Annotated in this window: 13 protein-coding genes, 1 pseudogene and 1 CRISPR repeat array; of the genes and pseudogenes, 12 read left to right on the top strand and 2 right to left on the bottom strand. The window is 55.4% G+C overall.

Translation table 11 applies throughout. The features are described 5' to 3' along the window. Positions 1–123 precede the first annotated feature (123 nt). The 3 genes from G1C95_RS05040 to G1C95_RS05030 all read left to right on the top strand — a co-directional run bounded on the left by G1C95_RS05040 (position 124) and on the right by G1C95_RS05030 (position 4072). Entirely contained in the window at positions 124–849 is a 726-nt protein-coding gene (locus G1C95_RS05040) for a TetR/AcrR family transcriptional regulator (protein ID WP_240947441.1), read from the top strand. 187 nt (positions 850–1036) lie between these two features. Then, positions 1037–2623, top strand: coding sequence for a DUF5605 domain-containing protein (locus G1C95_RS05035; protein ID WP_169171880.1), 1587 nt, complete (start codon positions 1037–1039; stop codon positions 2621–2623). 102 nt (positions 2624–2725) lie between these two features. Continuing rightward, a complete protein-coding gene (locus G1C95_RS05030; protein ID WP_169171879.1) occupies positions 2726–4072 on the top strand; it encodes an MFS transporter in 1347 nt (448 codons plus the stop codon). Here the strand turns inward: G1C95_RS05030 and G1C95_RS05025 are convergent. Continuing rightward, positions 4063–4650 (bottom strand): TetR/AcrR family transcriptional regulator, encoded by a 588-nt coding sequence (locus tag G1C95_RS05025; RefSeq protein WP_240947440.1) that lies wholly within the window; start codon positions 4648–4650, stop codon positions 4063–4065. The genes G1C95_RS05030 and G1C95_RS05025 overlap by 10 nt on opposite strands. Before the next feature lie 227 nt (positions 4651–4877). On the opposite strand from G1C95_RS05025, the gene G1C95_RS05020 reads away from it, so the two are divergent. From G1C95_RS05020 to G1C95_RS05005, 4 genes are all read left to right on the top strand, one after another. After that, positions 4878–7124, top strand: coding sequence for an exo-alpha-(1->6)-L-arabinopyranosidase (locus G1C95_RS05020; RefSeq protein WP_169171877.1), 2247 nt, complete (start codon positions 4878–4880; stop codon positions 7122–7124). A 201-nt stretch (positions 7125–7325) separates the two neighbouring features. After that, complete coding sequence (locus G1C95_RS05015; protein WP_169171876.1) at positions 7326–7841, top strand: MarR family winged helix-turn-helix transcriptional regulator; 516 nt, start codon at positions 7326–7328, stop codon at positions 7839–7841. A gap of 126 nt (positions 7842–7967) precedes the next feature. Next, a complete protein-coding gene (locus tag G1C95_RS05010) occupies positions 7968–9782 on the top strand; it encodes an ABC transporter ATP-binding protein (RefSeq protein WP_240947470.1) in 1815 nt (604 codons plus the stop codon). Continuing rightward, positions 9779–11794 (top strand): ABC transporter ATP-binding protein, encoded by a 2016-nt coding sequence (locus tag G1C95_RS05005; protein WP_169171874.1) that lies wholly within the window; start codon positions 9779–9781, stop codon positions 11792–11794. Before G1C95_RS05010 ends, G1C95_RS05005 begins: the two co-directional genes overlap by 4 nt. 156 nt (positions 11795–11950) lie before the next feature. Here G1C95_RS05005 and G1C95_RS05000 read toward each other — a convergent pair whose 3' ends face one another. Further along, positions 11951–13360 (bottom strand): ATP-binding protein, encoded by a 1410-nt coding sequence (locus G1C95_RS05000; RefSeq protein WP_169171873.1) that lies wholly within the window; start codon positions 13358–13360, stop codon positions 11951–11953. A 250-nt stretch (positions 13361–13610) separates the two neighbouring features. Between G1C95_RS05000 and G1C95_RS04995 the strand changes: the two genes are divergently transcribed. The 5 genes and pseudogenes from G1C95_RS04995 to G1C95_RS04975 form a co-directional block, all read left to right on the top strand. Further along, positions 13611–13904 carry a hypothetical protein gene (locus G1C95_RS04995; protein WP_169171872.1) on the top strand — a complete coding sequence of 98 codons (294 nt, stop codon included), beginning with the start codon at positions 13611–13613 and terminating at the stop codon, positions 13902–13904. A 251-nt stretch (positions 13905–14155) separates the two neighbouring features. After that, positions 14156–17593, top strand: coding sequence for a type II CRISPR RNA-guided endonuclease Cas9 (gene cas9, locus G1C95_RS04990; RefSeq protein WP_205832729.1), 3438 nt, complete (start codon positions 14156–14158; stop codon positions 17591–17593). A gap of 29 nt (positions 17594–17622) precedes the next feature. Further along, positions 17623–18528, top strand: coding sequence for a type II CRISPR-associated endonuclease Cas1 (gene cas1 / locus G1C95_RS04985; RefSeq protein WP_169171871.1), 906 nt, complete (start codon positions 17623–17625; stop codon positions 18526–18528). After that, positions 18525–18857, top strand: a complete 333-nt coding sequence (gene cas2 / locus G1C95_RS04980; protein ID WP_169171870.1) for a CRISPR-associated endonuclease Cas2 — start codon at positions 18525–18527, stop codon at positions 18855–18857. The genes cas1 and cas2 overlap by 4 nt, the downstream gene beginning before the upstream one ends. A 50-nt stretch (positions 18858–18907) precedes the next feature. Beyond that, a CRISPR array of direct repeats spans positions 18908–19328; the repeat unit is 36 nt; unit sequence CAAGCGTATCAAGAAGGGCAGATGCTAATTCCCAGC. A gap of 172 nt (positions 19329–19500) precedes the next feature. Next, positions 19501–20073: pseudogene (locus tag G1C95_RS04975) on the top strand (IS21 family transposase); the annotation flags it as partial. Positions 20074–20198 lie beyond the last annotated feature (125 nt).

The following is a 20198-nucleotide window of genomic DNA, read 5'->3' as shown; positions in this document are numbered from 1 at the left end:
GCGCATGGTGTCAACGGATGTCTGTTTGGGCGTGTCGCAAGTTGCGCGTATGTCGAATTGTGGGAGATTAGTTACTGGTTGCTGACCGATAAAGGGCGATGTGGATATCAAGGAGTTGGTGGTATGTCTGGAAGCCGTAGCGGCGCGGGGGCGCCGGTTTTGAGCGTGGGGCGCGGGGGAGAGCGTGCGCGCATAGCCGAGATGATCGCCGATCATAACGCCTCGAATGGTGGGGATGCTCCGAAAAGGCGAATGAGCTCGGAGGAACGCTTTGAACAGATCGTGGATGTGGCTGTGCGGCTGATCGGGCGGAAGGGCTACTACGGAATGTCGTTGCAGGACGTTGCCTCCGAAATCGGCATCTCGCAGACAGCCGTGATTCATCGCGTGAAGAACAAGCAGGGTTTGCTTATCGCGGTGATCGAACGGTATTACGACCGTCTTGACGCGACCGCGAGCTATCTGGCCCAATTCGAACCCGGAGGCGCGCGCGAGGGTGAGCTTCCGAAGATTCCGGAGGCGTTGCATGCCGTCGTGGAGCAGAATGTAGGGCAGCCGGAGTTGGTGCGCGTGTTCGAGATGCTCAACGCCGAGGCCATGTCTCCCGAGCATCCTGCGTATGCCTACTTCGCCAAGCGTCCCCAGTGGATGAGGGACACTTACCGCGCCTATGAGTGGCAGGTGCCTGATGGTGTGGATGGGGAATTCGTCTATATGCTGGCGAACGCTGCGATGTATGGCCTGGAGGGGCGGTGGCTGGCGCGTCCTGACGAGATTGATTTCCTTTCCGAATGGGAGCGCTACTCGGACTATCTGTTTCCTTTGCCGCAATGGGAGGGATGCCGATAGGCGGTCCGGCTCCGTTTTTATGCGTGGTGCTGGCGCGTCGCGGTTGACGTCGTGGGCAAGTGGCGATAAGTTATCTATCAGTAACCAATAACTAATTGGATCAGTTCCGGTATCCAAGACGGTATTGGTTACCTGTTCACTTCTCAACGCGCACGTTGCCGTGCGCTCGGCGAAAGGCATAACAACCATGACCGCAATCGAGCATGTCGAACGATATAGGATGTTCGAACTCAGCCTGACCGGAACCTCGGAGGGCAATCCCTATACGGATGTGGCGCTTCAAGCGTCATTCACCAGCGAAGCCACCGGTGAGACCGTCGTCGTGAACGGCTTTTACCGCGGGCGAGGACGATACTCCGTGCGTTTTCTGCCGACCGTGGAGGGCGGATGGACATATGCGACGCACAGCGATGATCCGACTTTGAGCGACAAGAGCGGTCGAATCGTCGTGGATCCCGCCGGCGAAGGCAACCACGGCCGTGTGTTGAGGGCTTCCGAGGTGGCTAGGGGAGCGCTCCGCGAGGCCTATGGCGCGCAGCTGCCCTACTGCTTCTCCTATGAGGACGGCACGCCATACCAGCCGTATGGCACGACCTGCTACGCATGGACAAGCCAACCGGTCGAAGTGCAGGACCGTACCGTGGCCACGCTCGCGAAATCCCCGTTCAATAAAATCCGCATGTGCGTTTTTCCGAAGCACTACGACTTCAACAACGCCGATCCCGAACTGTTCGCCTATGAAGGCTCCATGGGGGAGGGATTCGACCATACCCGTTTCAACGAGCCGTTCTTCGAGAACCTTGACCGACGGATCGCGCAGCTCGACGAGCTCGGCATCGAGGCGGATATCATCCTGCTGCATCCCTATGACAAGCCCGAATGGGGATTCTCCATGATGCCCACCGAAGCGGACGAGTTCTATCTGAGCTATATGGCCCGGCGCTACGCGGCCTACAAGAACGTATGGTGGTCGCTGGCCAACGAATACGATCTTATGCCGCAGAAATCATTGGAGGACTGGCGTCGCTACGCCCGCGTCGTGATGGCGAACGATCCCTTCAACCACCTGCGTTCCGTGCATAACTGCGTGAAGGTGTACGACTACAACGAGGCGTGGTGCACCCACTGCTCGACCCAACGCGTCGACGTGACCCGCACCACCGAGTGCATCGCGGACTGGCGCCGGGAATTCGGCAAGCCGGTCGTGTGCGACGAGCCCGGCTACGAGGGCAACATCTATTGGGGTTGGGGCAACCTGACCGGCGAGGAACTGATCCGACGGTTCTGGGAAGGTGTGATGCGCCGTGGCTATGTGACCCATGGCGAGACGTTCATCGACCAAGGGGAGCAGGTATGGTGGGCGCACGGCGGCGAATTGCACGGCGACGCTCCCGCACGCATCGCCTTCATGCGTGACGTGTTCGCGGATCTGCCGCTTGACTCGACTCCGCTTGACACTGATATGGCCCATGACGACGCGTGGCCGGTCGCCACGCCGGTGAGCGGCGAGACGATGCTCGCCCCCGGAATGGAGAAGGCCGTGCAATATTGGGATGTGCCGGTGTTGCGCAGTGGCGACGACTATCAGCTCGTGTATTTCGGCTGGTACCGGCCCGCCTATCGTGAGTTCCCGTTGCCGAAGGGCAACAGGTACGTCGTGGATGTGATCGACACCTGGGGTATGACGATCGACACGCTTCCCGGCACCTATGAGGATTCGGTCCGCGTCGATTTGGGCCGTCAGTATATGGCTGTGCGCATCCGCAAGGCCTAGCCATACCATTCGGCCGTGTGGTGGGAGCCCCGTCGTGGGGTTCCCACGCCCGTGCTTGTTTTCTTATGCATTTTCATGTTTCTTTATCGCAAAGGTTTCATCATGCCTTTTTCTTCCCAGCCTGCGGGCAAACTTTCGACATTGACTAAATTCGCGTTCGGCATGGGCGATTTCTGGACGTCCATCGGCAATATCGCCATGGCGACGTATCTGACCATGTTCTACACGGATGTGGTGCATCTGTCGGCCTCGATGGTCGCCTCGATGCTGCTGGTGGTGCGACTGGCTGTCGCGTTCTGGGACTTGTCCGTGGGCGTTCTGGTCGATCAGACCTCGTCGCGGTGGGGCAAGGCCCGTCCGTGGATGCTGTTCGGCGGCATCGCCTATGGTGTGGCGTTCCTGTTCCTGTTCGTCGATCCGTTCGGTGATTCGCTGGCGGGCGTCATCTACGCATGGGCCGTCTATACGGTGGTCAATATCGCCTACTCGACGGTGAACGTCGCCTATGCGTCGCTGACTTCGCTGCTCACCGCGGATTCGGCCGAAAAAACGCAGCTCAACATCTACCGTATGACCATCGCCAATGTGGCGGCCATGCTGGTGTACGTGCTGGCCATGCCGGTGATCAACCTGTTCGGCGGCTCGGCGCTGGGGTGGAGCGTGTTCTTCGGCGTGATCGCGGTGATGATTCCGTTCGGATACTGGTTCACATTCGCCAACACCAGGGAGCGTGCGGTCGCGTCCGGAAACGGCGCAGTCCGCCGTCCGGTGCGCGAGCACTTCCGTGCGCTGGCACGCAACAGGTACTGGTGGCTGACGTTGGGATTGAATTTCTCGTTGTGGATCTACAACGGCATCGCGAATGGCATGGCCGCGTACATCGCCAAATATGTGCTGGGCAACTCGAATCTGACCTCGGTGATCGGCTTGGCTACGGTGATTCCGCTGATTATCGGATTGCCGTTCGCCGGTCCGCTGGTCGCGCGTTTCGGCAAGCGCAACTCCTCATTGGCCGGACTTGCGCTGGTCGCCGCCGGGAGTCTGCTCGTGTTCGTCGATCCGACGAATCTGTGGGTGTTCTTCATCTCGATTATCGTGCGTATGGTCGGCATCGTGCCGATGAACGCCGCGCTGAACGCGATGAGCGGCGATGTGGTCGAATACGGGGAATGGAAGACCGGTGTGCGTTCCGACGGCATCGTGTTCAGCTCGTCGAGTTTTTCGATGAAAGTGGCCATGGGCGTCTCGTCGGCCGCGATCGCCTGGGTTCTTGGGGCGAGCGGCTATGACGGCACCGCTGCCGTGCAGACGCAGACCACCATCGACGCGATGGTGAACACCTTCGTATGGGTTCCGGTCGCCATGGTTGTGGTGATGGCCATGCTCCTGTTGTGCTACGACCTCGACAAACGTCTTGCCGACATAACGGATGGGGCGGCTCAGCGGTAGCCTTCCCACAGAGGTAGAGGGAAGAGCACGTTCTCACATTCGGCCCACATGGCGTTCAGGTCTTGGCCGGGGGTGCGCAGCCATCGCAGCTGTATGCCGTCCATCATGGCGAAACCGGCCTGCAGCACGCGTTCGGCATCCACGCCTCCAGGCACATGCCAGCGGATGTTGAGCGCCATATCGACGGTGTCGCGTTCTCGCGCCTCGAAATAGTCGTGGGCCGGGTGCGCCGGGTCGAGCGCTTCGGCGCTCAGGGTCGAAAACATGTGCACCAGTTGCGGGCGTTCGGCGTTGATCGCCACGGTCCTGCGCCACAATTCGGCGATCAACGGACGTTCCTCGCGCACCATGGATGAGGTGAGATCCAAGGTTTCGCGGTCGTACATTTCGCCGAGCACCAGATCAAGCAGTCCTTCTTTGGAACCGACGTGGTGGAGCACCCCGGCCTTGGTGAGCCCCACCTCGTTGGCGATGCGCTGCAGAGAGGTGCCGTAATAGCCCAGTGTGCCGAAGGAGACGACGGCCGCGTTGAGAATCGCGGCGCGGCGGTCGGTGTCGGCGGTGCCCTCAAATGCCATAGTTCTCCCTTCGCCGTCTTTCATTGACGGGCATCCTCGTGGTCCATGATTGGTCTTGGAGGAAAGATGGGATAACCATACGGTTGGTAGGCTGTAATTTCAACACTTATCGGCGTGTTGCGCGCTGTTGATTGATAAAGTACCTACCAACCGGTTGGTAATAAACAGTCGCCGATGACCGACCGCTAGCCGGAAACAACGAAGTGCGAAACAGAAACGAGGAATCCATGAGCGAGAACACCATCCCGTCCGTCAACGACCTCACCCTGGAGGAGAAGGCCTCCCTCACCTCGGGTGGCGACGCCTGGCATCTACAGGGAGTCGAAGACAAGGGCATCCCGGGCTATATGATCACCGACGGCCCCCACGGCCTGCGCAAGTCGCTCGCCTCCGAAACCGGCGCCACCGACCTGAACGATTCGGTGCCCGCCACCTGCTTCCCTCCCGCCGCCGGACTCGCCAGCTCGTGGAACCCCGAACTCATCCACCAGGTCGGCGAAGCCATGGCCGAGGAGTGCATCCAGGAGAAGGTGGCCGTGATCCTCGGCCCCGGCGTCAACATCAAGCGCAACCCGCTCGGCGGCCGCTGCTTCGAATACTGGTCGGAGGATCCGTACCTGGCCGGACACACCGCCGTCGGCATCGTCTCCGGCGTGCAGTCCAAGGGCGTGGGCACCTCGCTCAAGCATTTCGCCGTCAACAACCAGGAGACCGACCGTCTGCGCATCTCCGCCAACGTCTCCCAGCGCGCCCTGCGCGAAATCTACTTCCCGGCCTTCGAACACATCGTCAAAACCGCCCAGCCATGGACCATCATGTGCGCCTACAACCAGATCAACGGCGTGCATGCCTCACAGAACCATTGGCTGCTCACCGAAGTGTTGCGCGACGAATGGGGCTTCGAAGGCATCGTGATGAGCGACTGGGGTGCCGTGCACGATCGTGCCGCCGCTCTCAATGCTGGGCTCAACCTTGAAATGCCGCCGAGCTTCACCGACGACACGATCGTCTACGCCGCTCGCGAAGGCCGCATCGCCCCCGAACAGCTCGACCAGATGGCCCAAGGCATGGTCGATCTGGCGAACAAGTCCCGCGCCGCCATGAGCATCGACGGCTACCGCTTCGATGTGGACGCCCACCACGAGGTCGCCCGCCAGGCCGCCATCGAATCCATGGTGCTGCTCAAGAACGATGATGCCATCCTGCCACTGAACCCGGCCGCGAACATCGCCGTGATCGGCGAATTCGCCCGCACCCCGCGTTACCAGGGCGGCGGCTCCTCGCATATCACCCCCACCAAGATGACCAGCTTCCTCGACACCCTCGCCGAGCGTGGCGTCGCCGCGAGCTTCGCCCCCGGCTTCACGCTCGACCTGAACGAGCAGGACCCCGCACTGGCAAGCGAAGCCGTCGAAACCGCCAAGGGCGCCGACGCGGTGCTGATGTTCCTGGGCCTGCCCGAAGCCGCCGAATCCGAAGGCTTCGACCGCGAAACCCTCGACATCCCCGCCAAGCAGGTCGCGCTGCTCGAAGCCGTCGTCGCGGAGAACCCGAACGTGGTCGTCGTGCTCTCCAACGGCTCCGTCGTCACCGTGCATCCCTGGGCCAACAACGCCAAGGGCATCCTCGAATCCTGGCTGCTCGGCCAGGCCGGCGGCGGCGCGCTCGCCGACGTGATCTTCGGCGAGGTGAGCCCCTCCGGCAAGCTCGCGCAGAGCGTGCCGATGGACATCAACGACGACCCGAGCATGCTCAACTGGCCGGGCGAGGAGGGCCACGTCGACTACGGCGAGGGTGTGTTCGTCGGCTACCGCTACTACGACACCTATGGCAAGGCCGTCGACTACCCGTTCGGCTTCGGTCTGAGCTACGCGAGCTTCGAGCTGTCCGACGTGGCCGTGTCCAAAACCGGTGCCAATACCGCGTCGGTGAGCGTGAAGGTGACCAACACCTCCGATGTGGACGCGGCCGAAACCGTGCAGGTCTACGTGGCGCCGGGCAAGGCCGAGGTTGCCCGCCCCAAGCACGAGCTCAAGGGCTTCAAGAAGGTGTTCCTCAAGGCCGGCGAGTCGGCGAGCGTGACCATCGACCTCGATGAGCGCGCCTTCGCCTACTGGTCCGAACGTTTCAACGATTGGCATGTGGAGGCTGGCGAGTATGCGATTGAGGTCGGTACTTCCAGCCGCGATATCGCCGCCACCGGCGTGGTCGTGCTCGACGGCGACGGCAAGGCCCTGCCACTGACCGAATGGTCCACCTTCGGCGAATGGCACTCTGATCCGATCGGTGGCCCGATCGTCGAGGCGATGCGCGCCAAAGGTGAGACCGGCGAACTGGCCAAACTGCCTGATAACGACATGATGACCATGTTCCTCAACTCCATGCCGATCAACAGCCTGACCACGCTGCTCGGCGAACCTGGCAAAGCCATCACCAACTTCCTGCTTGACGAATACGCCAAAGTAGCGAAGTAATCGCCTGACATATGTCCTCCTCTGTTGATCCGGAGGAGGAGAACTGAAGCCGAGGAGGCCAGTCCGCGAATGAACCGGTGCGGACTAGTCTCCTCGGCTTCTTTGTTATGTGATATGCGACACGCTGATTGTTGTAGATGCAACAGTTGTATGTGCAACGTATTAAGGTGTGTGGTGCGTGCATGATGAGGAGGCGCGAATATGACGGTTGACTGCGATTTTGATCACGTTCCACTGGGAGTGGCAGTGCGCTCGTTGAACAATATGATTGCTCGTTATATTGCCGCCACCTCAACGGATCAGCAGAAAGAAACCACCGGTGTCAATGCTGAGATCATCGTTTTTTTGGCAAAGCATGAAGGTAAAAACATCTTTCCCACCGATATTGAGCGCCGATTCTCCACCACCCGCTCCACAGTGTGCCGCGTATTGGGGCTGATGGAGAGCAAGGGATTGATTGAACGCAAGCCGGTGGAACATGATGCGCGCTGCAAAGCGATTGTGCTCACCGACAAGGCCAAGGCCATCGCCGAATCCATGCGCCGGCACGGCGAAGCCATGGAACGCATGATGTTGGACGGCATGGACGAGAACGAAATCGCCGCTCTTAGGCATGGCCTGAACACCATGCGCGCGAATCTGATCGCCACCGGCAAAATCGGCGGAAATGTGAGCGATGATGCCGCCAAATCCGGAGGGCAGAAACTTGTGGAATGAACACAATGAGACCAAAAACCACGAACAGGAATAGGAAAGGAAGGAATAGGTATGGCGTCCACACTCACGGAACACGATTCCGCTACTCAAGCGGCGAACTCGACTGGTAAACCCAAGAAAACGCATATGGTACGCACACTGCTTGGCTCGCTGCGCGAATACAAAAAGGCGACACTGCTCGCGCCGCTGTTCGTTGCCATCGAAGGTGTGTTGGAGATCGTCATCCCCACCGTCATGGCATCGCTTATCGACGAGGGCATCACCGGCGGCTCCATGCCCGCCATTATCAAATTTGGTGTGATCCTCGTGCTGTGCGCAGTGTTCTCGCTGGCGACGGGACTGCTTTCCGGCCGTTTCGCCGCCGTCGCGGCAGCCGGTTTCGCGAAGAACCTGCGCCACGACCTGTTCGAGAAGGTGCAGGGCTTCTCCTTCACCAACATCGACCGCTTCTCCACCGGTTCGATCATCACGCGCCTGACCACGGACGTGACCAACTTGCAGAACGCCTTTATGATGATTGTGCGTATGGGCGTGCGTGCCCCGATCATGGTCATCGTGGCATGGGCGTTCTCGTTTCGTATCAGTACCTCTATCTCGCTGGTGTTCCTCGCTGCCATTCCGGTCCTTGGCTTGGGCCTGATCGGCCTCGCCATCCTTGTGCACCCGGTGTTCGAGCGTGTGTTCCACACCTACGATGAACTCAACAATGTGGTCGACGAGAACCTCGCCGGCATGCGCGTGGTGAAATCCTTCACGCGCGAAGACCATGAGGTCAGCAAGTTCATGCGCATCTCGCAGCGTATTTATAAGGACTTCCTCAAGGCCGAACGCATTATGAGCTTCAACGCGCCGCTGATGATGGTCTGCATCTACGCCTCGATGATTATGATCGCCTGGCTTGGCGCCACGCAGATCGTCGCCTCCGGCAACAATGCCGCGCTGGGACTTACCACCGGCGATCTGACCGCGTTGGTGACCTACGCCATGCAGATCCTGATGGCGCTGATGATGCTGTCGATGATTTTCGTGATGATCATCATCTCCATCGCCTCCGCGGAGCGCATCACCCAGGTGCTTACCGAGATCAGCACCGTCACCGATCCCGACAACCCGGTTACGAAGGTTGAGGATGGATCCATCGATTTCGACCATGTGAGCTTCCGCTACTCGGACAACGCCGAAAAGCCCGTGCTCGACGATATCGACCTGCACATCCCCTCCGGCGCGACGGTCGGCATCGTCGGCGGCACCGGTTCCGCGAAATCCTCGCTGGTGCAGCTTATCCCGCGCCTTTACGACGTGACCGCTGGTTCGCTGAAGGTCGGCGGCCGTGATACGCGCGACTATGATCTGATCACCTTGCGTGACGAGGTTGCCATGGTACTGCAGAAGAACGTGCTGTTCTCCGGCACCATCGCCGAAAACCTGCGCTGGGGCAATCCGAACGCCACGGACGACGAGCTGCGCCATGCCTGCCAGCTTGCCCAGGCGGACGGCTTCATCCAGGAATTCCCGGACAAATACGATACCTATATCGAACAGGGCGGCACCAACGTTTCTGGTGGCCAGCGTCAGCGTCTGTGCATCGCCCGCGCGCTGCTGAAAAAGCCGAAGATTCTTATTCTCGACGACTCCACCTCGGCCGTCGACACCAAGACGGATAAGCTGATTCGTGCCGCCTTCCGCAACGAGATCCCCGACACCACGAAGATCATCATTGCGCAGCGCATCGCTTCGGTTGAGGAATCCGACCTCATCATTGTCATGCATGACGGTCGCATTCTTGACAAAGGCACCCACGAGCAGTTGTTGGAAAGCTGCGAGGAATACCGCGCCATCTACGAATCGCAAACCAAATCCCAAGGCAAGCCGGAGGAACCGGCAGCGCTGGAAGCCTCGGTTGAATCGATCAAATCGCAAGAGGAAGGAGACAATCGATGAGTGACAAGCAGAACTTCACCGGGCGCAAGCCCCAAATGGCGAAAGCCGCGCCCGGCACCACCAAGCGCATCTTCGGATACGTGTTCCAATACAAGTGGCGCGTTGCAGTCGTAGTGCTGTGCATCGTGCTGGCCGCCGCCGCACAAGCCGGCTCGGCACTGTTCCTCCAATCGCTGATTGATACGTATATCCTGCCGCTGGTCGGTGCCACCGACCCCGACTGGATGCCGTTGATCCGCGCGCTCAGCCTCATGGCCTGCCTGTATGTCGCCGGCATCGTGGCGGCATGGGCCTACAACTGGATCCTCGTCGGCGTTGCCCAGCGCGTACTCAAGTCGATCCGCGACGACATGTTCGCCCATCAGCAGGAACTGCCCATCCGCTACTTCGATACGCATGAGCACGGCGACATCATGAGCCACTACACGAACGACACCGACACGCTGCGCCAGGCGATCACCCAGTCGTTCCCGCAGATGTTCCAGTCGATCATCTCCTGTGCTGCGGCCCTGGCATCCATGCTGTGGCTCTCCGTGCCGTTCACCGCGTTCGTGCTTGTGTTCACCGCGATCCTGATCGTGGTCGTGCGCGCCATCGTCTCGCGCTCCGGCCGCTACTTCATGAAGCAGCAGTACTGGATCGGCGACGTGAACGCCTTCGTTGAAGAGGCCGTCAACGGCCAGAAGGTCATCAAGGTATTCAACCACGAACCCGCCACACAGATTACCTTCGACAAGAAGAACGAGGAACTGTTCGAAGCTTCGGCCGCAGCCAACACTTACGGCAACATCACCATGCCCGTCATCGGCAACATGGGTTATATGTTGTACGTGCTGCTTGCCATCGTCGGCGGTATTGCCGGCATTGCAGGCTGGGGTAACTTCGGCCTCGCCGGTGCGGGCACCCTCACTTTGGGCACCATCGTTTCCTTCCTGACGCTTTCGCGCTCCTTCATCAACCCGATCGGCCAGATCTCCATGCAGTTCAACATGGTGATGATGGCGTTGGCTGGTGCTTCGCGCATCTTCGCGCTGATGGACGAGCCGGTTGAGGAAGATGGCGGCACCGTCACCCTGGTGAACGTCGAGCTCGGTGCGGATGGCCGCACCATGAAGGAAGTTGATCACGTGACAGGCAACTGGGCATGGAAGCGCGAGGAGGGCGATGACGGCACGCGCTCGCTGGCCGCCGCCCACCTGCTCAGTCCCAAGGCCGCCGAAGTGGCGACCAAGGCGCGCGAACAGGCCATCACCTCACCTGACGGACGCCTGACCCTGCTGCGCGGCGACGTGCGCTTCACCGATGTGACCTTCGGCTACAACCCCGACAAGCCCGTGCTGCATGACATCACTTGGTTCGCCAAGCCGGGCCAGAAGATCGCACTCGTGGGCGCGACCGGTGCTGGCAAGACCACGGTGACCAACCTCATCAACCGCTTCTACGACGTGCAGGAAGGCCAGATTCTTTATGATGGCATTTCCGTCAAGGGCATTCGCAAGCCTGATCTGCGTCGCTCGCTCGGCATCGTGTTGCAGGATGTGAACCTGTTCACCGGCACTGTGATGGACAACATCCGTTACGGCAAGCTCGACGCCACCGACGAGGAGTGCATTGCCGCGGCTAAGTTGACCAATGCTGATGGCTTCATCCGCATGCTGCCGCAGGGTTACCAGACCGTGCTCGAAGGCGACGGATCGGGCCTATCGCAAGGTCAGCGCCAGCTGATCTCTATCGCGCGCGCCGCCGTGGCTGATCCTCCTGCGCTGATTCTGGATGAGGCGACCTCGTCCATCGATACGCGCACCGAGGAGGTCGTGCAGGCCGGCATGGATAACCTGATGAAGGGCCGTACCGTGTTCGTCATCGCGCACCGCCTGTCCACCGTGCGCAACTCCGACGTGATCATGGTGCTTGATCACGGGCGCATCTTGGAGCGCGGCTCGCATGATGAGCTTATTGCGCTGAAGGGCGAGTATTACCAGCTTTATACGGGAGCGGTGGAGCTGGACTAGTCTCCTTTGTGATAAGGCGATAGTGTTAACCCCTCGCGGCGGAATGTGAGTTGTCAACTCCTTTCCGCTGCGAGGGGTCTTTTTGTATGTGCATTGATGCTTGGCTTTGTAAGTCGGACAATGGTTCGGAGGAGTTCGGAGGCTGGGCTGTCGCGTCTAGCGGTCTTCGAATAGTTCGTCGGCGCATTTGACCAAGATTGAATCGTCTCGTTGGCGGGCGATATCGGCCAGTTCCTGCGTCTTGACGAACAAGGCAAGATATCGTTCGCTATATCCTTTGGGGATTTCCGCTCGTGATCGAAGCGTGTCAATGGTGTCGGCAACGTTGAGGCGCGAGCGCCATTTGCATTCGCCGGCAATCAGCTGGTGCGTGCGAGTATTGCCGGCCAGCACATCGATATCGGTTTGTTGATGTGTTTTGGGGTCGGTGCCCCACCATTTTCCAAATTGTGTGGCGAGGAATGGTAGTCGTTTGGCTCGATTGGCACGCGATAACCATTGCGTGCATACCGTTTCGAACTGTTGGCCCACGTAAGTATCGAATGCTTCGGTGAATGCCGATTCTTCAGCTGCGGCCTCTCCGCCGCCGCTTTCAATCAGGTCAGTGTTGTCGCTGACGAAGCGGTACCAGTATGCGAAAAACGGGTCGCGAATGCGGTATTGACCTTTACGCGACGTTGTCGGACTTTCCCCAAACGGCACAATGCGTTCAATCAGTCCCAGACCTTCAAGCGTGGCAATGTATTTGCTGATCGCTGAGTACTCCACACCGGAATGTTCAGCAATGGTTTTCAATGTAGAGGAGCCATTGGCAATGGCCTGCAAAATGGAGCTGTAGAGAGCCGGTTCGCGCAGTTCTTGCCTTAGCAGCATGAGTGGTTCCTCGAACAATAGGCCTGAGCGTGAGAAGCACAGCTCAAGCATATTGTCGTGGTAGCTCATGGATTCGTCGATTTGTGACAGATAGTACGGTGTCCCTCCGAAGGTCGCATAGTATTCGATGCACTGGGTTGCGGGTGTGTTGGGCAAAAAAAGCGCAGCATCCGCGTAGTCGAATGGCAGTAGCCGAATCTGTGCAGTGCGGCGGCCATACAGTGGGCTTTTGCTTCCCAAAACATTGCTGCTCATGAATCCTTCGTTGCTGCCGGAGAGAATCATGGTGACATTGGTGGTTTTGAATCCGTGATCGATGGCGATTTGCAGAGCCGAGGGGAGGGATTTATCGGCAAGCGCGGCATAGGGGAATTCATCGAATACGAACACGAATGGCTTGTTGTCGTGCGCGCGCTCTGAGACGAAATCCAGTGCGTCCGACCATGTTGCAAACGATGGAGAGGTTGCGGGAAAACTGAAGAATTCGATGACCTTTCGGGAAAATCCGCGGAGATTGAGTGCGTTACTTTGCTGCTTCGCAGTGAAGTACAGACATGGCTTGTCGCGAACGAACTCATCAATGAGTGTGGTTTTCCCGACTCGGCGACGGCCGTACAGCACTAGCATCTGAAAGTTAGGCCTGGTGTACAGGCGTTCCAACGTGTGCAGTTCTTCGGTGCGTCCAACGAACATTGGTGTCCTGTCCTTTCAAGTGGTGCAATTAATCTACTTTAGATTAGTATACTTTAAAGTATATTAAATGGACGTCTTGTCCCGCGTCATATTGTCTGTGCTCGGGCTAACCATGCCTTCGCCTGCGCTGATTCTGGATGAGGCGACTTCGTCCATTGATACGCGCACCGAGTGGTTGTATATGTACAGGTGCGTGGTTCTGTAAGCCGAACAATAATGTATCGAATGTGGATTTACCGTTGGTTGTAGTATGAGCGTCATCAATGATGAAAAGGCGGTGCGCTATGGAAAATCAGGTGAGTGTAGGGCCGGGGCGGCAACGATGAGTGGCGGTCTTGACATGTTTGATGAAACAGGAGCCGTATCACGCGATGATGATCGCTCGTTAAGCGATGATATAGATGCTTTGGCAGGAGAACGTTCTATGCATAGTCCGGATTTGCTTTATATGACAGACGATGTGTTGCCAGGGGAAGTGGTATTGCGTACTCCTGAGGCTATTCAGGCTTATTTTGGCCGATTGCTTAGTGAAGCAGAGACCTAGTGTGGGATATATGCCGCGGTTTTGATGCTGGCTCTTCCTGATGAGCAATTCTGATTTTGTTCCCGTCTTGGCACGGTGTGGTTGAAGTCCCAGCGTGCTATACTGAAACAGCTAATTCTCAGTAAAAGTGGACTAGATAGCCGCTTTGAATGCTAAGCAGAATTCTGCAGGGGCGGTTTTTCCGCCCCGTTTTCTTTTTCGACGGTTCTGAGCAATAATGGATATACCAGTTATTAGACGAAGGGGTTTAGATGAAACGTCGTTATCGTATCGGAATTGATGTTGGTCTGAAATCTGTGGGTCTGGCATGCATAGAAGTAGATGATAGCGGCATGCCGATTAGGATTCTTAACGCGCAGAGCGTGATTCATGATGGCGGCGTCGATCCTCAGAAGAACAAAGAAGCGATTACTCGAAAGAACATATCTGGTGTAGCTCGTCGTACTAGACGTATGCGACGTCGTCGTCGTGAACGTCTGGAAAAACTTGATGTATTGCTCAAGCAATATGGGTACCCGATTATTGATCCCGATACCTTGCATGAACCATTTGCCGAATGGGTGATTCGAGCAAAAGCGGCGGACGAATTTATCTCGGATGAGGAGCAGCGCAAAGAAGCAGTTTCTGTGGCTATCCGACATATTGCTCGGCATAGGGGATGGCGGAATCCCTATCATCGTGCGGAATCGTTGCTAAATGAAAACGATTATTCTGAACAGTATGTTCAGCTTCTGGAGAAAGCTGAAGATTATCTTGACCGAGATCTTCCGGACGGACTTACCCCGGCGCAAATTGTTGCAGAAGCACTGTCAGCTGGCTATACGAAAGCTCCGCGTCTGAGAACCGGTTCCGTTAATCGTGAGGCACGTGAGGGTCTTCTTCCTACTAAACTTATGCAGGAAGATAATGCCAATGAACTCAAAGATATCTTTTTTATGCAGCGTGTCTCCGAGGAAGAGTCAAGAAGGCTTCTTTTGGCTGTATTTTATGCGCATTCGCCTAAAGGCTCTGCGGAACATCGTGTAGGGATAGATCCCTTCGACCACAACCCGCGAGCGCTTAAAGCATCCTTGGTATTTCAGCGTTATCGAATTGCAAGCATGGTAGCGAACTTGTATATTACGGAAAATGGTTCTCAACGTCCCCTGTCTGTCTCAGAAAAAGAGACAATATACGATAATCTCACTACGCAGTCAACAGAGGAAATAACTTGGTCAGACATAGCTGAAGTGTTTGGCTGGAAACGTTCGCAGATTAAAGGCGTAGGTAGCCTGACTGCTGATGGAGAAGAACGTGTCACCAGCCGTCCTCCGAGACTAAATTTTTTGCAGAATATTTTTGGATGCAAAGATAAAAAACTTCGTGTGAAACTGATTGGTTGGTGGAAGAATACTGAGGATTCTGCTCATGAAGCCATGATTTCGCTGTTGTCAAATACAGTCGATGTGGACAAAGTTCATGATGATCCATATTACGAGCAGGCGATTGGTTTTATCGATCAGCTGGATGATGAAGAATTGACGAAGCTTGACACCATTGATTTGCAATCAGGCCGTGCTGCATATTCGACTGAGACTCTGTTGAAACTTACTCACCAGATACTAACTACTACCGATAATTTGCATGAAGCGCGTAAACATATCTTCGGAGTGAATGATAACTGGCGTCCTGCTGCGGAGAAGATTGGTGCTCCTGTCGGCAATCCGGCAGTTGACCGTGTATTGAAGATTGTTAATCGCTATCTGATATGCTGCCGAAATCGTTGGGGTGAACCTGTGAGCGTTCAGATTGAACATGTGCGTGATGCGTTATCTTCAATAGCGGTTTCAGAGAAGAATAAGCGAGCATATGAGAACATGACGGGCAAGCGTTCTCTCTATCGAGAAGAATTACGCAGACAATTGCGTGGTGATGAGCAAATTGATAGGCCACTTGAATCTGATCTTCGACGCATGGAAGCGATTCAAAGACAAAATGGGCAATGCCTGTATTGTGGTCGTGGAATATCGTTTCGGACCTGTGAAATGGATCATATTGTCCCGCGTAAAGGTGCTGGTTCAACGAACACAAGAAATAACCTTGCTGCAGTGTGTGCTGAATGCAATAGGGCGAAGAGTAATGTTCCGTTCGCTGTATGGGCGAAAACGAGTTTGGCGATATCCCGTGGAGTTGATCTCAAAGAAGCAATTGAACGTGTGAAAGCATTTCTTTTCGATCCTCGATCGTATTCTCCGTCAGATCAGCGAGCTTTCAAGCAAGCGGTGATAATGCGTTTGAAGCAGTTCGAAGCGGACGATGAGATTGACAATAGATCGATTGAATCTGTGGCGTGGATGGCGGATGAGCTTCACCGTAGGATTGATTGGTTCTATAACGCCGAACATTATACCGGAGCTCTAGCACAAGTTAAGCAAGCGGAACCCGTTAAAGTAAATGTCTATCAGGGGCGTATCACTGCTGACGCACGTAAGGCGAGCGGCATTGAAGGTGATATTCATTTTGTTGGTGCTCGATACAAAACTCGTCTCGATAGGCGTCACCATGCGGTTGATGCTGCAGTTATCGCAATGATGAATCATGGTGTCGCTATGACGCTGTCGGAGCGTGGTTCTCTGCGTGAATCGCAATTTCTGACAGGTTTGCATGATGGGGAAGTGTCTTGGAAACAATATCCGTATCCAGGCTCTAGCGGTTATGATTCATATCAGCATTGGCTTGGACGTATGAAAGAATTGCTAGGCTTACTGAATGAGGCTCTTGACTGTAATCGAGTAAAAATTCTACAATGGCAGCGTATGTCTTTGGGAAATTCAATTGCTCATGACGCGACAATTCATGCGTTGGATAAATGTGAATTGGGAAGTGCTATTGATGCCAATACTATTCGTAAAGCTTCCACGCCTGCGCTGTATTGTGCGTTGACTCGTCTTCCTGATTATGATGAGACAAATGGTTTGCCGGAAAACCCAGACCGAGTGATCCATGTCAATGGACAACGGTTTAATGCGACGGATATGGTGTCATTCTTTATGTCCAATGCTGCTCAGATTGCTGTGCAAGGAGGATCCGCAGATATTGGATCTGCAATTCATCATGCTCGTATATATCGTTGTTGGAAAGAAAGCGCGAAAGGTAAACGCAAGTATTTCTATGGCATGATTCGTGTGTTCCAAGTTGATTTGCTGAAAAGCTCTCACAGTAATCTTTTTACAGTTGCGTTACCTGAGTCTGCTGTGTCTTTGCGATACGGCGAAGCCAGAACCATACAGGCTGTTTTGAACGGGCATGCTGAATACTTGGGGTATCTGCTGGTTGGAGATACTATTAGAGTCGATTTTGCTCGGTCGTCTATTTCAGGACAGATTGAAGAGTTGATCAATTTCTTCGATTCTGGTCATGATGAAGATTGCAATGCATATAACAGCTGGGTCGTGTCCGGATTCTTCTCTGAATCAAGGCTTAGGTTGCGTCCTCAGTTATTGGCTGCGGAAGGTATAAGTAATCTTCAAAAGTACAACAATATTGAAGTTCCTGAAGGAATGTCAAAAATTGTTACTGGGCAGGGATGGCTGCCGTCTGTTGATGCGATTGCGAAGTTCTTTCCACAGGTAGTGAGAGTAAATACTTTTGGAGAATCCCGTGAGAAATCTCGACATGGGCTTCCTACTTCATGGAAGTGGTGTAAATAAGATAAAGCATTGTCGAATGCGAGGAAGGTATGCAAAATGCATGGAGAGTAGTTGATTGTACAGGGCTTGAGGGGCGAATTACGTATGTTCGTGGGCGAATCAGCATACATCCAAAGGATGCCGACTTGCCCACGGAAGTGCCTCTTGCTCAGACTGCGGTAATACTTTTGGGCCTAAAAGCCAGTTGTTCAACTGCGGCATTATATGAGTTAGCAAAATATGGTGTGAGCGTTATGCTATGTGACTGGCGATCGGTTCCCATTTCGGCAATGCACTCATGGAGCGAAACACATACATATGTAACAGCACGGCATATAGCACAGGCGCAGATGTCGTTGCCGCGAAAAAAGAACGCTTGGGCGCGTATCGTACAGAGCAAAATACGTGGACAGGCGGCTTGTTTAGATTCTCAGCATATTGATGGTGGCGGTTTACTGCGAGGCATTGCTTCGCAGGTAAGATCAGGTGATCCTACAAATGCTGAAGGGCATGCCGCTAGAGAGTATTGGAAACGTGTATTTCCATGTGACTGTGATTTTAGACGTGAGCCTGGAAGCGGATTAGGACGCAATGCCCAATTGGATTACGCATACATGATTTTGCGAGGTTTCGCGGTTAAAGCTGTTATATCTGCCGGTCTTTCTCCAGTGTTTGGGGTAAATCATCATGGAAGAGGCAATTACTATTGTCTTGCTGATGATCTCATAGAAGTATATCGACCAGCTATTGACTTGGCAGTATCGAAACTTGATGAAGATGATGAGCTTTCCGATCGTGAAGTTAAGCATTATCTAGTCGAAGCTGTAAATCAGCAGTTCAATGATATTGGATTGACCATTCCGAGCTCCTTGAACGATTTTGCTCAACAATTTGGATTGTACTGCGAGAAGAGAATTGACCATCTTGAAGTTCCTCTTTTTGAGGGGAAATCATGAAAGTTGATGAGGATAGCGGCGGTATGTGGTGTTTGGTGATGTTTGATTTACCGGTACGCACAAAACGGCAACGACAGGAAGCTACGCAGTTTCGTAATTTGTTGCTGGATATGGGGTACTCAATGGTGCAGTTCTCGGTATATGCTCGATACACGCCGACGCAGGCTGGAAACCGAACAACGGTGAAGATGGTGAAAGACAACTTGCCAGCAAAAGGGCAAGTCCGAATATTGCACATCAGTGATCACCAATGGTCGAAGGCGTTGCGTTTTTCCAGTCGAAAGGTGGATCAAGAGGAAGAATCTCCCAGCACGCTTCTGCTTTTTTGAACGGGAAAACTACTGTAAACCATTGAAAATAGCCCTTCTTAACACGCCATCAAGCGTATCAAGAAGGGCAGATGCTAATTCCCAGCTTGCCGCGTCGGATGTGAGAACCTTCTTCAAGCGTATCAAGAAGGGCAGATGCTAATTCCCAGCTCACCACATGCAGCAGCCAGGGCACCAGTCAAGCGTATCAAGAAGGGCAGATGCTAATTCCCAGCGCCAAGTCACGCATACGCTTCGACAAGTCAAGCGTATCAAGAAGGGCAGATGCTAATTCCCAGCAACGTGGCATCATTGGATGTTACGTCGACAAGCGTATCAAGAAGGGCAGATGCTAATTCCCAGCTTGGGTTCGACAGATAGTCGGCGACGGTCAAGCGTATCAAGAAGGGCAGATGCTAATTCCCAGCATCATTGGCTTGTTCCTTTTAGTGTTGTCAAGCGTATCAAGAAGGGCAGATGCTAATTCCCAGCTGTAACCGAATGAATATTTGATTCGTTGAGGTCCATGGTTATTGCGGTTGGAGGCCGTCGCGGGTTTTGTGGGTTATTTCGTTTCGGGGCCGGGGTTATTGCGGTCGGAGGCCATGGTTGGTTAGGCTCCTTTCACCATGCGAGGGACGTGTGGTGAAAGGAGGTACCTCCAATGGTACGGAAAATCAAGGCGAAGACGATCCTGCGCCTGGACGAGCGGGGTCTGTCGGGCCGCGCGATCGCGAAATCCCAGGGAATCGCGCGCCGAAGCGTCGCCGAGACGCTCGATGCCGCGAGGACGGCCGGCATCGGCTGGGCCGACGTCGCCGGCAAGACCGATGACGAGGTGTACGCCCTGTTGTTCCCGGGCAGGGGCGGACATGAGAGCGTGTACGAACAGCCGGACTGGGCCGGGGTTCATCGCGAGCTGGCGCGCGTCGGCGTGACGTTGAGGATCCTGCACGGCGAGTACATGGACGGATGCCGGCAGACCGGGAAGCCCTATATGGGTTACGACAGGTTCTGCAAGCTGTACGCCGCGTACGTGCTGAAACTCGGGGTGACCTCGCGTGTGGAGCACAAGGCCGGACGCACGATCGAGGTCGACTGGGCGGGCAAGACCATGCGCGTCGTCGATCCGGTCACCGGGGACGTCGCGACCGCGTACCTGTTCGTGGCCGTGCTGCCGTTCAGCCGATACGCGTTCGCGGAGCCCGCCCTGGATATGGGGCAGAACTCGTGGCTGTCTTTCGTCAAATTGATGTGAACATCGTCGGCACTTTTTCTGAACACCGTCGGCGTTCAAATTGAACATGGTCGGCGGTTGGTTCCTTTGTTTTGTTGTGTTTGGTTATTTCATGAGCGAGTGTC

The sequence above is a fragment of the Bifidobacterium oedipodis genome, assembly GCF_012932425.1.
Classification (GTDB): domain Bacteria; phylum Actinomycetota; class Actinomycetes; order Actinomycetales; family Bifidobacteriaceae; genus Bifidobacterium; species Bifidobacterium oedipodis.
The sequence above is the reverse complement of the archived record's forward strand: the minus strand, read 5'-3'. Positions and strand labels throughout refer to the sequence as shown.

Excerpts from the sequence above, each read along its gene's own strand:
- G1C95_RS05040 (WP_240947441.1), top strand. The coding sequence starts at position 124 with ATGTCTGGAAGCCGTAGCGGCGCGGGGGCGCCGGTTTTGAGCGTGGGG.
- G1C95_RS05035 (WP_169171880.1), top strand. The coding sequence starts at position 1,037 with ATGACCGCAATCGAGCATGTCGAACGATATAGGATGTTCGAACTCAGC.
- G1C95_RS05030 (WP_169171879.1), top strand. The coding sequence starts at position 2,726 with ATGCCTTTTTCTTCCCAGCCTGCGGGCAAACTTTCGACATTGACTAAA.
- G1C95_RS05025 (WP_240947440.1), bottom strand. The coding sequence starts at position 4,650 with ATGGCATTTGAGGGCACCGCCGACACCGACCGCCGCGCCGCGATTCTC.
- G1C95_RS05020 (WP_169171877.1), top strand. The coding sequence starts at position 4,878 with ATGAGCGAGAACACCATCCCGTCCGTCAACGACCTCACCCTGGAGGAG.
- G1C95_RS05015 (WP_169171876.1), top strand. The coding sequence starts at position 7,326 with ATGACGGTTGACTGCGATTTTGATCACGTTCCACTGGGAGTGGCAGTG.
- G1C95_RS05010 (WP_240947470.1), top strand. The coding sequence starts at position 7,968 with ATGGTACGCACACTGCTTGGCTCGCTGCGCGAATACAAAAAGGCGACA.
- G1C95_RS05005 (WP_169171874.1), top strand. The coding sequence starts at position 9,779 with ATGAGTGACAAGCAGAACTTCACCGGGCGCAAGCCCCAAATGGCGAAA.
- G1C95_RS05000 (WP_169171873.1), bottom strand. The coding sequence starts at position 13,360 with ATGTTCGTTGGACGCACCGAAGAACTGCACACGTTGGAACGCCTGTAC.
- G1C95_RS04995 (WP_169171872.1), top strand. The coding sequence starts at position 13,611 with ATGAGCGTCATCAATGATGAAAAGGCGGTGCGCTATGGAAAATCAGGT.
- cas9 (WP_205832729.1), top strand. The coding sequence starts at position 14,156 with ATGAAACGTCGTTATCGTATCGGAATTGATGTTGGTCTGAAATCTGTG.
- cas1 (WP_169171871.1), top strand. The coding sequence starts at position 17,623 with ATGCAAAATGCATGGAGAGTAGTTGATTGTACAGGGCTTGAGGGGCGA.
- cas2 (WP_169171870.1), top strand. The coding sequence starts at position 18,525 with ATGAAAGTTGATGAGGATAGCGGCGGTATGTGGTGTTTGGTGATGTTT.